Genomic DNA, 14065 nt, shown 5'->3' with positions numbered 1-14065 from the left:
GGCTGATTCGGGTCAAAGGCGGGGTCACATTTTCTCCGGCGCGGAAACGCCCAGCAAAGCGAGGCCATTGCGGATCACCTGGCCGGTGGCGGCCACCAGCGCCAGGCGTGCCAGGCGCACCGATTCCTCCTCCACCAGGAACTGTTCCGCATTGTAGTAGGTGTGGAAGTCGCCGGCGAGATCGCGCAGATAATGGGCAATGTGGTGGGGCGCGAGTTCCCGCGCGGCGGTTTCCACCATCTCGGGGTAGGCCGCGAGCGTCTTGAGGAGTGCCAGCTCCGGCTCCTTCACCAGCGGCGAGACATCCACCTCGCGCAGCATGGCCGCATCCCCGCCCCATTTCGCCAGCACGCTGGCACAGCGCGCGTGGGCGTACTGGATGTAATAGACCGGGTTTTCGTTGCTCTGCGCCTTGGCGAGTTCCAGGTCGAATTCCAGATGCTGGTCCGACTTGCGCAGCACGTAGAAAAACCGCGCCGCATCATTGCCCACCTCGTTGCGCAGCTCCCGCAGGGTGACGAATTCGCCGGCGCGGGTGGACATGGGCACCTTCTCCTTGCCGCGGTAGAGGACGGCGAACTGTACCAGCGCCACGGTGAGCCGCTCCGCATCGAGCCCCAGGGCGCTCAAGGCGCCCTTGACGCGGGCGATGTAGCCGTGATGGTCGGCCCCCCAGACATCGATGACGCGGTCGAAGCCCCGTTCGAATTTGTTCAGGTGGTAGGCGATGTCGGAGGCGAAATAGGTGTACTGGCCGTTTTCCCGCTGCACCACGCGGTCCTTTTCGTCACCGAAGGCGGTGGAGCGGAACCACAGCGCGCCGTCCTGGCGGTAGAGGTGGCCGCGCTCATCGAGGAGGCCTACAGCCCGTTCCACCAGACCGTTTTCGTACAGGGAGCGCTCGGAAAACCAGTTGTCGAACACCACACCGAACTCGGTGAGATCATTGCGGCAGTCCCCGAGCTGCTCGGTGAGGGCGAGGTCATGCACATAGGCGTAGTCTTCGCCCAGAAGCCGCTTGGCGTTGAGGATGAGCTGGTCGAGATGGCCCTCCGGGTCCTCCTCCACGGAGGGTGCGCCATCGAGCACCCGCCACGGCTCGTGGACATAGCGGTCCCCGTGCTGCGTGTAGATGATGCGCGCCATGTCGCGCACGTATTCGCCCTGATAGGCGTTGGGGGGGAAGGGCACGTTGATGCCGTTGAGCTCCAGATAGCGCAGCCACGTGGACAGGGCAAGGATGTCCATCTGCCGCCCTGCATCGTTGACGTAGAACTCGCGGGTGACCTCGTGTCCCGCCGCCGCCAGCACGTTGGCGAGCGACGCCCCGTAGGCCGCACCGCGCCCATGGCCCACGTGCAACGGCCCGGTGGGATTGGCGGAGACGAATTCCACCTGCACCTTGAGCCCCGTGGGCCGGCCACGGCCGAAGGCCTCGCCCTCGCTGAGGATCAAGGGCACGATGCGCTGTTTGGCGGCGTGGTTGAAAAAGAAATTGATGAAACCGGCACCGGCGATTTCCACTTTTTCCAGCCAGGGGGAGAGGGGCAGCGCATCGACGATGTCCCGCGCCACCTCCCGCGGCGGGCGCTTGAGGGCGCGGGCAAGCTGGAGGGCCACGTTGCAGGCGATATCGCCATGGGCACTCTGGCGGGTGGGCAGCAGTTCAAGGGTGACCTGCGCCTCGGGCGCCACCACGGCGACGGCGTCGGACAAAAGTTCGGTCAAATGGGATTTCAGGAAGGACATGGTGAGCGAGAAGAAAACGTGATTATAGCGGCACAGCGGCAATTTGCCCGTGTCATTGTCAGGGTTCCACAGGATCCACATCCAGCGCCCAGCGCACCTGCCGCGCCCGCAGGGCGTTGAGGCTTACCAGCCACGGCCCGAGGAAAGCCTGCAGGGCGCTGCGCGAGTCGGCTTCCACGAGAAGCTGCGCGCGCGCCTTGCCGGCCTTGCGGGCAAGGGGCGCGGGCACGGGATCATAAAGGGTGACCCCCTCGGGCCTGGCGCAGGCGCGGGCGGCGCGGAGGAACGCCATCACCGCTTCCATGCTGTGGGCCTCGGCGCGCAGCCACGCCTGGAAGGAGAAGGGCGGAAGATGAAGCGCTTCCCGCTCCGCAGCCAAGGTGGTGGCGAACGCCTCGTAATCCCCCTGCGCCAGAGCGGCGAAGAGGGGGTGGCCCGGCAGGCTGGTCTGGATCAGCACCTCGCCGTCGGCGCTCGCGCGCCCGGCGCGGCCGGCCACCTGCAGGAGCTGGGCAAAGAGCCGCTCCGAGGCGCGGAAATCGGCACTGTAGAGGCCGCCATCTGCATTGAGGATGCCCACCAGGGTGAGTCGCGGAAAGTCGTGCCCCTTGGTCAGCATCTGGGTGCCCAGCAGGATGTCCACCTCGCCGGCGGCCACTTTCTCCAGCATGTCCGGCAGGGCAGCGCGGCGGCGGGTGCTGTCGCGGTCGATGCGCAGCAGGCGCGCCTCTGGCAGCAGCCGGCGCAGGGCCTGTTCCACCCGCTGCGTGCCCTGGCCGAGGGGGTTGAGTTCCAGGGCACCGCAGTCGGGGCAGTGGCGGGGGATGGCTTCCTCATGGCCGCAGTGGTGGCAGCGCAGGCGCCGGTCGGCAAGGTGCACCACCAGTTTCACCGCGCAGCGGGGGCAGCCGGCAAGCCAACCGCAGGCGCTGCAGTGGAGCACGGGGGCAAAGCCCCGGCGGTTGAGGAAGAGCAGGCTCTGCTCGCCGCGGCGCAGCCGCTCCTTGAGGGCAAGGATGAGGCGGGCGCTGAGTCCCTCGGTGAGGGCTTCGCGCCGGATGTCGATGAGGCCGAGGCGCGGCGGTCGGGCCCCCTCCACTGCGCGACGGGGCAGCCGCAGCAGATGGTAGCGGTTAAGGCAGGCGTTGTGCCAGCTTTCCAGGGAAGGGGTGGCGGAGCCCAGGACGATGGGCACGCCCCGCTGCCGGGCGCGATAGACGGCGAGGTCGCGGGCGGAGTAGCGCAGCCCCTCCTGCTGCTTGAAGGAGATGTCGTGTTCCTCGTCGACGACGATGAGCCCTAGGCGGGGCAGCGGGGTGAATACCGCAAGCCGCGTGCCGAGGACGATGTCCGCCTTTGCCTCCTGCGCCAGGCGCCAGCGCTTCAAGCGCTCCCCCTCGGCCAGATGGCTGTGCAGGCTGATGATGGTCGCCTGGGGGAAGCGGCGGCGGAAGCGGGCCTCGGTCTGCGGCGTGAGGTTGATTTCCGGCACCAGCACCAGGCTCTGGCGGCCCTTTGCCAGGGTGTGGGCGATCAGGCGGGAATAGACCTCGGTCTTGCCGCTGCCCGTCACCCCCAGAAGGAGCCAGGCGCTGAAACCCTCCCCGGCTGCGCATACCGCCGCCACCGCCGCCTCCTGGTCGGGATTGAGAACCGGCGGCGTTTCCAGGGGATAGGGCGTGGCGGGGGCTTCCACCCGTGGGGTAGCCGTGCCCCGTTCCACCCAACCCAGGGCCAGGAATTCCTGCATCACCCGGCCGGCGCCGGGAAAGACAGCGCGCAACTCCTCTGCGCTCAATTCGCCCCGCTCCTTGAGGGTGGCCAGCAGCCGCCGACGCCGGACCGCCCGCTGCGGCAGGCTGCCTGGTTCGACTGCGCGTCCCGCGGAAGAGAGTCGCCACACCGGCTCTTCGGCGCGGGCGGGGGGCATGCGGCGCAGGCGTTGGGGCAGCAGGGTGGCGAGCACCTGGCCCAGGGGATGGTGGTAGTAGGTGGCGCAGAAGCGGGCGAGTTCCAGGATGTCCGCCGGCAGCGCCGGCAGCTCCCGCAGAACGCGGGTCACGGGCTTGAGCCGGCCCGCTTCCACCGTGGGCGTCTCGGCGAAGCCCACGATCACCCCCACCCGCCTGCCGCGGCCGAAGGGCACCAGGGCAAGCCGCCCCACGTCTTCTGCCTGCGCCCCCACGGCCGTGTACTCAAAGAGGGTGTCCAGGGGAACGTCGAGGGCGATGTGCGCAATGGGCATGGCTTCTCACGGGCGGCAAGGGCCTATTTTAGCGGCGGGACGGCCTGTGGATAACTCTGTGCATAGTCACCGGCCGTGGAGCGCGCATTCACCCCATTGTCAACGGAGAGTGGCACGCGACCGCCGGCGGTCCGGTAAAACTTTGGCCAAATCAGTGCCTTGCAAGCCAATCTTGAAGCCGCTTCCAGCCTGGGCCGCTGGCCCGCTTCTCCGTCCCGGCTGTGTATAAGTCAGTCCTGAAATAGCCGCGAAGGAGCCTTGTTGCGGGCTTTACGGGCCGGGGAAAAGGGGCTATAAGGGCGCATTGACTTTGTCATTTTCCGCCCATGTCCCCCGACCCCATCGCCCGGCGTTGCCAAGCCGTCGTTGAAGCCTGGGCGCGCTACCGGGCCGCGCCCAGCATGGAATCCTTCGTGGAGCTGGCCGTCTCCGTCAACAGCTTCACCGAATTCCTGCGGGAGACGAAGAACGTGGGCCTTGCCCATGCGAGTCACGACCTGGAACAGGCGATCCTCGCCCTCTTCCAGCCCGAGCTCGCCCATCCCCTGCCGGAGGCGACCGTAAACGCCCTCGATGGGCGCATCCAAACCCTCTGCGCCATGGTCAAGGCCCAGACCGCCCTGGCGGCGGCCCGCTTCGACCGCCGCCAGGGGGTGGCTCGGCTTCCGGCGGCTGCCACCGCGCCCCGCGGCTTTCTCATCGGCCATGAGGCGGAGCGTTGGCGGGCGCTTACTGACCAGCTTGCCCATTTCGGCGCGCCCGTGCGCTTTTTGACCTGGGACGAGGCGGTGCCGGAGACGGTGGCCGCGCCGCTTTTGCTTCTGGATTTACGCAGCCTCCCCTGGGGTGAGTGGCGCGCCCGGGTGCAGGGGCTGCGCGCCCGCCATGGCCTGGCCCAGATTTTCTGTTTGGGCCTGCGCTCGGATTTCGACGAGCTCTACGAACCCCTGGCGGGGGGCGCCGATCACTGTCTGCTGGAAGGGACGCCGGTGCACGCCCTGGTGGAGCGCATCCTGGAGCTCACCCAGAGCCAGGAGCCCGAGCCCGGCCGGGTGCTCATCGTGGAGGATTCCAAGACCGCAAGCCACCTCATCCGGCGCACCCTGGAGGAGAACCAGATCGCCTGCGAGATTGTCAACGACCCGCGCCAGGCCCTCGCCGCGGTGAAGCAGTTCCACCCGGACCTGGTGTTGATGGACATGTACATGCCCGGCTGCACGGGCGTGGAGCTCACCCGCCTTCTCCGCCAGCACCCCGAGTTCATCAGCGTGCCCATCGTCTATCTCTCGGCGGAGACCGATGTGGCCCTGCAGGTGGACGCCATGCGCCTCGGCGGGGACCATTTCCTCACCAAGCCCTTCAACCCGGTCTATCTCAACGCCGTGGTGCGCACCAAGATCGAGCGCTACCGGGCACTTCGCCGCACCATGTACCACGACAGCCTCACCGGGCTGCTCAACCACACCAGCGGCAAGAACACCCTCGACCTCCTCCTGGAAAGTCTGCGGGCGGAAGGGGGCCAGGCGGCAGTGGTGATGATGGACATCGACCGCTTCAAACAGGTGAACGACACCTACGGCCATCCGGTGGGGGATCAGGTGATCCGCAGCCTCTCCTGGCTTCTGAAACAGCGGCTACGCCGCGGTGATCTCCTTTGCCGTTACGGGGGCGAGGAGTTTCTCATCGCCCTGCCCCACGTGGACGGCGAGCAGGCGCTCGCCATCATCGACCGCATCCGCGACGATTTCAGCGGTGTGTGCCATCCCACTGGCGAAGGCGGGTTTTACGCCACCGCCAGCGCCGGCATTGCCCTCTTTCCCCACCATGGCACCAGCCAGGCCCTGATCGAGGCGGCCGATGCGGCCCTCTACGAGGCCAAGCGCACCGGGCGCAACCGGGTGTGTGTCGCGCCTTAGTGAAAGGCGCGGGAGAGCTCGTGCACGGCCTCCACCAGGGCGGCCACGCTCTCCGGGGGCGTGAACTGGGACACGCCATGGCCCAGGTTGAAAACGTGGCCGGAGCCCTGGCCGTAGGCTTGCAGGATACGCTTCGCCTCCTCCCGCACGACCTCCGGGCCGGCAAAGAGCACCATGGGGTCCATGTTGCCCTGCAGGGCGACCCGGTCCCCCACCCGCCGGCGTGCCTCGCCGATGTCGCAGGTCCAGTCCAGGCCCACCGCTTCGCAGCCGATGCCGGCGATTTTCTCCAGCCACACCCCGCCGCCCTTGGTGAAGACAATGGAGGGCACCCGCATGCCCTCGTGTTCCTTGATGAGCCCGGCGACCACCTGGCGGAGATAGGCCAGGGAGAATTCCTCGTAGGCGCGGGCGGAGAGCATGCCGCCCCAGGTGTCGAAAATCTGCACCGCCTGGGCGCCGGCGCGGATCTGGGCGTTGAGATAGTCGGTGACCGCCCGGGTGTTCACCTCCAGAATGCGGTGTAGGAGGTCGGGCCGGCGGTAGAGCATCGTCTTCGTGGTGCGGAAATCGTCCGAACCGCCCCCCTCCACCATATAGCAGGCCAGGGTGAAGGGGCTGCCGGAAAAACCGATGAGGGGCACTTCATTGTCCAGGGCCTTGCGAATCTGGCGCACGGCATCCAGCACATAGCCCAGGTGGAGTTCCGGATCGGGGGGGGTGAGATCCCGGATTTCCCATTCCTCGCGCAGGGGACGCTCGAATTTCGGGCCTTCCCCGTCGGCGAAGTACAACCCCAGCCCCATGGCATCGGGGATGGTGAGGATGTCGGAGAAGAGGATGGCGGCATCCAGTCCGAAGCGGGCGATGGGTTGCAGGGTGACCTCGGTGCAGTAGTCCGGGTTTTTGCACAGGTCGAGGAAGGAGCCGGCGCGCGCCCGGGTTTCGTTGTATTCCGGCAAGTAGCGCCCCGCTTGGCGCATGATCCAGATGGGGGTGTAGGGCACCGGCTCCTTGAAAAGGGCGCGCAGGAAAGTGTCGTTTTTGGGTTTCATCCGGGCACCGTTGCCACCGGCTTAGGCGAGGGGTGACGGGGTTCTTCGGCGTGCTAGACGTTGAGATAGGCGAGGATGCCTTCCGCCGCCTGGCGGCCCTCCCACACCGCGGTCACCACCAGATCGGAGCCGCGCACCATGTCGCCCCCGGCAAACACCTTGGGGTTCGCCGTCTGGTAAGGGTACTGATGGCCCCGCGCCACCACCCGGCCCATCTGGTCGGTGGTGATGCCATACTCGGCAAACCAGGGTTGCGGGTTGGGGCGGAAGCCGAAGGCGATGATCACCCGATCGCAGGGGACGATTTCCTCGGAACCCGGCACCACCTGGGGGATGCGCCGCCCGCGGGCATCGGGGGCGCCCAGCTCCGTGGTGACGAGCTTCACCCCTTCCACCCTGCCGTTGCCGACGATTTCCACCGGCTGGCGGTTCCAGAGGAACTGCACGCCCTCCTCCTTGGCGTTGGCCACTTCCCGCCGGGAGCCCGGCATGTTGACCTCATCCCGGCGATAGGCGCAGGTCACGGATTTCGCGCCCTGGCGAATGGCGGTGCGGTTACAGTCCATGGCGGTATCGCCCCCGCCCAGGACCACCACCCGCTGGCCCTCCATGGAAATGTAGCCGGGGGGCCTCGGCGGCAGCCCCAGACAGTGGCGCACGTTGGAGATGAGGAAGGGCAGGGCCTCGTAAACGCCGGGCAGGTCCTCACCGGGGAAGCCGCCTTTCATGTAGGTGTAGGTGCCCATGCCGAGGAAGACCGCATCGTACTCGGCAAGCAGGCGCTCGAAGGGCAGGTCGCGGCCGATCTCCGTGTTGAGGCGGAACTCGATCCCCATTTCCTCCATGATCTTGCGGCGCCGGCGCACCACTTCCTTTTCTAGCTTGAACTCGGGGATGCCGAACGTGAGCAGGCCGCCGATTTCATCGTAGCGGTCGAAGACCACGGGGCTGACCCCATTGCGCACCAGGACGTCGGCGCAGGCAAGCCCCGCCGGCCCCGCGCCCACCACCGCCACCCGCCGGCCGGTGGGGCGCACGTCCGACAGATCGGGCCGCCAGCCCAGCCGGAAGGCTTCATCGGAGATGTATTTTTCCACCGCGCCGATGGTCACCGCGCCAAAGCCCCCTTGGTTCAGGGTGCAGGCGCCTTCACACAGACGGTCCTGGGGACAGACGCGGCCGCAGATTTCCGGCAGGGAGTTGGTCTTGTGGGACAGCTCCGCCGCCTCCAAGAGATTGCCCTCCGCCACCAGCTTGAGCCAGTTGGGGATGTAGTTGTGCACCGGGCATTTCCACTCGCAGTATGGATTACCGCAGCCCAGGCAGCGCGCCGACTGCTCCGCCGCCTGGTTTGCATCGAAGGGCGCATAGATTTCCCGGAACTGCCGGATGCGTACTTCCACCGGCGTCTTGTTGCCGTCCCGGCGCGGAACGTTGAGAAACTGAAAAACGTCACCCATTGTCTTCTTTCGTAGCCGTATGCCGCCCGATTTCAGTCCTTGAGCAGGCTGTCCAGCGTGAGGGCCTTGGGCTTGACCAGGTAGAACCGGGCCACCGCGCTGTCGAAATCGGCAAGCAGCGCCTTACCCCGGGGGCTGTCGGTGAGCCGCACGTGCTCCTCGATCTGCTCCCGCAGGAACTGCCGGTATTCCTCCGTGGATTCATTGGTGATGCGGTGGATGTCGATGAGCTCGTTGTTGTAGCGGCGGCTGAAACCACCATCCTCGTCATAGACGAGGGCGAACCCACCGGTCATGCCGGCACCGAAATTGAGGCCGGTGTTGCCCAAAACGATGATGCAGCCGCCTGTCATGTATTCACAGCAGTGGTCCCCGGCGCCTTCCACCACGGCGATGGCGCCGGAATTGCGCACACCGAAGCGCTCGCCGGCAATCCCGGCGGCGTTCAACCGGCCGCCGGTGGCGCCATAAAGGCAGGTATTGCCCATGATGGCCGCCTCGTGGGGCAGGAAGGTGGAATTGCGCGGCGGATAGATGATGATGCGGCCGCCCGCCATGCCCTTGCCCACATAGTCGTTGGCCTCGCCCTCCAGCTCCAGGGTGAGGCCCTTGTGGTTCCAGACACCGAAGCTTTGCCCTGCCGCCCCCGTGAGCTTGATGTGCACGCAGTCATCGGGCAGCCCCTCCGCGCCATGGATGCGGGCGATCTCCCCGGAAAGCCGGGCGCCGATGGAACGGTGGGTGTTCTGGATGGGGTAGGCAAGGCGGATCGGCTTTTTGTGGAGGATGGCCTCGCGGGCATCGCAGAGCATGCGTTCCGCAAGTTCGCCCTTGTCGAAGGAAGGATTGCGTTCCGCCACGCAGAACTGGGGCTCCTCGGGCGGAATGTTGCCTTGGCTCAGGAGGATGTTGAGCTTGAGCCGTTTCTGTTTCGTCGTCTCCCCTTCCAGCAGTTCGATGAGGTCGACGCGGCCGATCAGCTCCTCCAGGGTGCGCACCCCCAGCGCCGCCATCAGTTCCCGCGTTTCCATGGCGATGAAGGTGAAGTAATTCATGACCATCTGCGGCAGGCCGATGAAATATTTCTGCCGCAGACGCGCATCCTGGGTCGCCACGCCGGTGGCGCAGTTGTTGAGGTGGCAGATGCGCAGATATTTGCAGCCCAGGGCCACCATGGGGCCGGTGCCGAAGCCGAAGGATTCGGCACCGAGAATGGCGGCCTTCACCACATCCATGCCGGTCTTGAGGCCACCATCGGTCTGGATGCGCACCCGTCCGCGCAGGCCGTTGGCGCGCAGCACCTGTTGCGTTTCGGTAAGCCCCAGCTCCCAGGGAGTGCCGGCATATTTCACGCTGGTCAAGGGGCTTGCACCGGTGCCGCCATCGTAGCCGGAGATGGTGATGATGTCGGCATAGGCCTTGGCCACGCCGGCAGCGACAGTGCCCACTCCCGGTTCCGCCACCAGCTTCACCGATACCAGCGCCTCCGGATTCACCTGCTTGAGGTCGAAGATGAGCTGCGCCAGGTCCTCGATGGAATAGATGTCGTGATGGGGCGGAGGCGAGATGAGGGAGATGCCGGGCTTGGAGCAGCGCAGCTTCGCGATCATGGGCGAGACTTTGTCCCCCGGTAACTGGCCGCCTTCGCCGGGTTTTGCGCCCTGGGCGATCTTGATCTGCAGCACCTCCGCATTCACCAGGTAATGGGGCGTGACACCGAAGCGTCCGGAGGCCACCTGCTTGATCTTGGACATCTTGATGGTGCCGTAGCGGGCGGGATCCTCGCCGCCCTCGCCGGAATTGGAACGTCCACCCAGCCGGTTCATGCCCTCGGCCAGGGCCTCGTGCGCCTCCGGCGACAGGGCACCCAGGGACATGCCAGCCGAGTCGAAACGCTTGAGAATTTTCTCGATGGGCTCGACCTCTTCCAGCGGAATGGGGTTGATGCCGGTCTTCAGCTTCATGAGATCGCGCAGCATCGCCACCGGGCGGTTGTTCACCAGCTCGGCGTATTTCTTGTATTCCTCATAATCACCGTTTTGCACCGCTTTCTGCAGTTGCATGACCACGTCCGGGTTGTAGGCGTGGTACTCGCCGCCAAAAATGAACTTGAGCAGTCCACCCTGGGCGAGCGGCTTGCGCGGATCGAAGGCATGACGGGCGAGCTGCTTCTGGTCCGCTTCGAAATCCTCGAAGTTGGCGCCGGAGATGCGGCTCACCGTGCCGGTAAGACAGAGGTCCACCACTTCCTCGTGCATTCCCACCGCCTCGAAGAGCTGGGCGCCGCGGTAGCTGGCAATGGTGGAGATGCCCATCTTGGAGATGATCTTCAGCAGCCCCTTGTTGATGCCCTTCACGTAATGGGCGATCGCCTTCTCCAGGGGCAGCTTGATCTCCTGGCTTCGGATCAGGTCATGGATCACCTGATAGGCGAGGTAAGGGTAGACGGCGGTGGCGCCGTAGCCGATGAGGCAGCCGAAATGATGGGGATCGCGCGCGGTGCCGGTCTCGACGATGATGTTGCAGTCGCAGCGCAGACCAGCGCGGATCAGCGCATGGTGCACCGCCCCCACGGCGAAGAGGGCGTGGATGGGAAGCTTATCCTGGGCGATGCGGCGGTCGGAGAGCACCACGATCACGGCGCCGGCTTTCACTTCCTCCACTGCCCGTTGCGCCAGCTGCTCGATCGCCGCTTTCAGATGCGTCTGCGTCGGATCGTAGTTGAGATCGAGGGTCACCGCGCGGTATTCCGGCCCCGCCTGCTCGGTGAGATAGACGAATTTCTCGTGGGTGAGCACCGGTGAATGCACCTCGATGCGGCGCGCGTGTTCCGCCGTTTCCTCGAAGAGATTGCGCTCGGGACCGAAGCAGGTCTTGAGCGACATGACGATGGCTTCGCGGATGGGATCGATGGGCGGATTGGTCACCTGCGCAAACTGCTGACGCAGATAGTCGAAAGGCGAGCGCACCATGCGCGACAGCACCGCCATCGGCGTGTCATCGCCCATGGACCCCACCGCCTCCTGGGCGTCCTCGGCCAGCACGCGGATCACCTGATCGCGCTCCTCGAAGGTGACGTTGAACAGCTTCTGGTGGACGAGCACCTCATGGGCGTCCATGAGGGGCATGGTCTGCGGCTGATCGAGGGCGGATTCCAGGTAGCGGACGTTTTCCTTCAGCCACTGGCGGTAGGGCCGTGCCCCCTTGAGGGTCTCGTCGATGTCCCGGGGCGTAAGCAGGCGCCCGTCAGCGAGGTCCACGGCGACGATTTCGCCCGGCTTGATGCGTCCCTTGATGGCGACATTCTCCGGCGCATAGCCCCATACCCCCACTTCGGAGGCGATGGTGAGGTAACGGTCCTTGGTCACGATGTAGCGCGCGGGGCGCAGACCGTTGCGGTCCAGGGCGCAGACGCCGAAGCGGCCGTCGGTGAGGACGATGCCGGCGGGACCGTCCCACGGCTCCATGTGCATGGAGTTGTACTCGTAGAAGGCGCGCAGGTCTGCATCCATGTCGTCCACGTTCTGCCAGGCCGGGGGAATGAGCAGGCGCAGGGCGCGGAACAGGGGCACGCCGCCCATGACCAACCCTTCCAGCATGTTGTCGAGGCTCATGGAGTCGGAGCCGGTGGTGCTCACCAGGGGGCGCACGTCGTCCATGTTGGGAATGAGGGGCGAGGCAAGCTTCATCTCGCGGGCGCGCGACCAGTTGCGGTTACCCTGCAGGGTGTTGATCTCGCCGTTGTGGGCGAGGTAGCGGAAGGGCTGGGCAAGCCGCCACTCGGGCCAGGTGTTGGTGGAAAAGCGCTGGTGATAGACGGCGAGACTGGAAGCGAAGCGCTCATCCCGCAGATCGGGGTAGAACACCGGCAGGTTGGCGGGCATGACCAGGCCCTTGTAAGCGATCACCCGCGAGGACAGGGTGGGCACGTAAAAGGTCGGGTCGGCCTGAAGCGACTTCTCCGCCCGCCGGCGGGCGATGAAGAGGCGGCGCTCGAAGGTGTCCTCGTCCATGCCGTCGGGGCAGTTGACGAACACCTGCTCGATCAGGGGCAGGGTGGCAAGGGCATAGTCGCCGCAGGCTTCGGGGTTGACGGGCACCCTGCGCAAACCCGCCACCTCCAGACCCTGCTCCACAAGTTCCCGCCGCAGGGTGTCGCGGGCGCGGGCGGCGAGCCCCGCATCGGTGTTGAGAAACACAAGCCCCGCCGCATAGCGGGGCTTGAGGGCAAAACCCGCCTCCTCCGCCACCGCGCGCAGGAAGGCATCCGGCTTCTTGAAGAGCAGACCACAGCCATCGCCGGATTTGCCGTCAGCGGCCACGGCGCCGCGATGGGTGAGGCGAGCGAGGGAATCGATCGCGGTTTGCACCAGCCAATGGCTTGGCTTATCATCCATTTGCGCCATCAAGCCGAAACCGCAGCTATCCTGCTCGAATTCCGGGCGGTAGAGGGTGCCGTCAAGAAAGCCCTGGTCGCTCATTGCCAAACCCTGCAAAATTCAGTGAAAAGTTCACGATTCTAACCGGGAAACGCGCCCCCGGGCAATGCGGCGCAGGCAGTGCCAAGACCCTTTCGACGCAAAGGCTGTAGGAAACCACCCCACCGCAACAACGCTTTCCCGCAAGGGGTGGGGAAGGGACACCGGCGCCGGCCTTTGCGGTTTGTCCGGCACAAGTTTGAGGTTCCCCCATGACCGACAAAACCAACCCTGCCGCCCCCCAGCGGGGTGCCGCCAAGACCGCCCGCATCCCGGTCAGGATCGTGCCCGCGCCGGTGGCGCGCAAACCGGCCTGGATCCGCGCCAAATCCCCCAACAGCCCCCGCTTCTTCGAGATGAAGGCGATCCTGCGCCGGCAGCGTCTGCACACGGTGTGCGAGGAAGCCTCCTGTCCCAACATCGGCGAGTGTTTCTCCCATGGCACGGCCACTTTCATGATTCTGGGTGAGGTGTGCACCCGGCGCTGTCCCTTCTGCGACGTGGCCCATGGCCGGCCGCAGCCCCCCGACCCCGAGGAGCCCCAGCACCTTGCGCAAACCGTCGCCGCCCTCGGCCTGCGTTACGTGGTCATCACCAGCGTGGACCGGGATGATCTGCGGGATGGCGGCGCGCAGCATTTCGTCGATTGTATCCGCGCCGTGCGGCAGATCTCGCCGCAGACCCGCATCGAAATCCTGGTGCCGGATTTCCGCGGCCGGCTGGAAACCGCCTTGGACATTCTCGATGCGGCACCGCCGGATGTGTTCAACCACAACCTGGAGACCGTGCCGCGGCTATACCGCGCGGCGCGCCCGGGGGCCGACTACGCCCATTCGCTTAGGTTGCTGCAAGCCTTCAAGGTTCGCCATCCCGGTGTGCCCACCAAGTCCGGCCTGATGCTGGGTCTGGGCGAGACCGATGAGGAAATCCTCGAAGTCATGCGGGATCTGCGCGCCCACGACGTGGACATGCTCACCCTCGGCCAGTATCTGCAACCCTCGCCGCATCACCTGCCCGTGCAGCGCTTCGTCACCCCCGAAGCCTTCGAGGCCTTCGCCGAGGTGGCGCAGCAGATGGGCTTCAGCAATGCCGCCTGCGGGCCCATGGTGCGCAGCTCCTACCACGCCGACAGCCAGGCGGCGGGGCTTACGGGCTGAATCAA

General features: G+C 66.0%; 7 protein-coding genes. 2 read left to right on the top strand and 5 right to left on the bottom strand.

Going from position 1 to position 14065, the window contains the following annotated elements:
* Nucleotides 1–24: 24 nt before the first annotated feature.
* Together argS and K6T56_07775 are read right to left on the bottom strand one after the other, a co-directional pair.
* On the bottom strand, nucleotides 25–1749 hold the full coding sequence (argS, locus tag K6T56_07780; protein MCL6556242.1) for an arginine--tRNA ligase: 1725 nt from the start codon (nucleotides 1747–1749) through the stop codon (nucleotides 25–27).
* Between the two features lie 58 nt (nucleotides 1750–1807).
* Nucleotides 1808–3994, bottom strand: a complete 2187-nt coding sequence (locus tag K6T56_07775) for a primosomal protein N' (protein MCL6556241.1) — start codon at nucleotides 3992–3994, stop codon at nucleotides 1808–1810.
* A 326-nt stretch (nucleotides 3995–4320) separates the two neighbouring features.
* Here K6T56_07775 and K6T56_07770 point away from each other — a divergent pair, with 326 nt between their 5' ends.
* Nucleotides 4321–5910, top strand: a complete 1590-nt coding sequence (locus tag K6T56_07770; protein MCL6556240.1) for a diguanylate cyclase — start codon at nucleotides 4321–4323, stop codon at nucleotides 5908–5910.
* Here K6T56_07770 and hemE read toward each other — a convergent pair.
* From hemE to gltB, 3 genes are read right to left on the bottom strand one after another with little or no spacing between them, the layout of a single operon-like run.
* Nucleotides 5907–6965 carry a uroporphyrinogen decarboxylase gene (gene hemE / locus K6T56_07765; GenBank protein MCL6556239.1) on the bottom strand — a complete coding sequence of 353 codons (1059 nt, stop codon included), beginning with the start codon at nucleotides 6963–6965 and terminating at the stop codon, nucleotides 5907–5909. The genes K6T56_07770 and hemE overlap by 4 nt on opposite strands.
* 53 nt (nucleotides 6966–7018) lie before the next feature.
* The gene (locus tag K6T56_07760) at nucleotides 7019–8425 is read right to left on the bottom strand and encodes a glutamate synthase subunit beta (GenBank protein ID MCL6556238.1); all 1407 of its coding nucleotides are present in this window, start codon (nucleotides 8423–8425) and stop codon (nucleotides 7019–7021) included.
* A gap of 32 nt (nucleotides 8426–8457) precedes the next feature.
* The gene (gene gltB, locus K6T56_07755) at nucleotides 8458–12906 is read right to left on the bottom strand and encodes a glutamate synthase large subunit (GenBank protein MCL6556237.1); all 4449 of its coding nucleotides are present in this window, start codon (nucleotides 12904–12906) and stop codon (nucleotides 8458–8460) included.
* Between the two features lie 209 nt (nucleotides 12907–13115).
* Between gltB and lipA the strand changes: the two genes are divergently transcribed.
* On the top strand, nucleotides 13116–14060 hold the full coding sequence (gene lipA / locus K6T56_07750) for a lipoyl synthase (protein MCL6556236.1): 945 nt from the start codon (nucleotides 13116–13118) through the stop codon (nucleotides 14058–14060).
* Nucleotides 14061–14065: the final 5 nt, after the last annotated feature.

This window comes from Burkholderiales bacterium, assembly GCA_023511995.1.
Lineage (GTDB): Bacteria > Pseudomonadota > Gammaproteobacteria > Burkholderiales > Thiobacteraceae > Thiobacter.
Note: the sequence above shows the minus strand (reverse complement) of the source record. Positions and strands in the feature narration are given on the sequence as shown.

Bases quoted from the DNA above. Each gene is read 5' to 3' on its own strand.
- lipA (MCL6556236.1), top strand. From the start codon at position 13,116: ATGACCGACAAAACCAACCCTGCCGCCCCCCAGCGGGGTGCCGCCAAG.
- K6T56_07760 (MCL6556238.1), bottom strand. From the start codon at position 8,425: ATGGGTGACGTTTTTCAGTTTCTCAACGTTCCGCGCCGGGACGGCAAC.
- argS (MCL6556242.1), bottom strand. From the start codon at position 1,749: ATGTCCTTCCTGAAATCCCATTTGACCGAACTTTTGTCCGACGCCGTC.
- K6T56_07770 (MCL6556240.1), top strand. From the start codon at position 4,321: ATGTCCCCCGACCCCATCGCCCGGCGTTGCCAAGCCGTCGTTGAAGCC.
- gltB (MCL6556237.1), bottom strand. From the start codon at position 12,906: ATGAGCGACCAGGGCTTTCTTGACGGCACCCTCTACCGCCCGGAATTC.
- K6T56_07775 (MCL6556241.1), bottom strand. From the start codon at position 3,994: ATGCCCATTGCGCACATCGCCCTCGACGTTCCCCTGGACACCCTCTTT.
- hemE (MCL6556239.1), bottom strand. From the start codon at position 6,965: ATGAAACCCAAAAACGACACTTTCCTGCGCGCCCTTTTCAAGGAGCCG.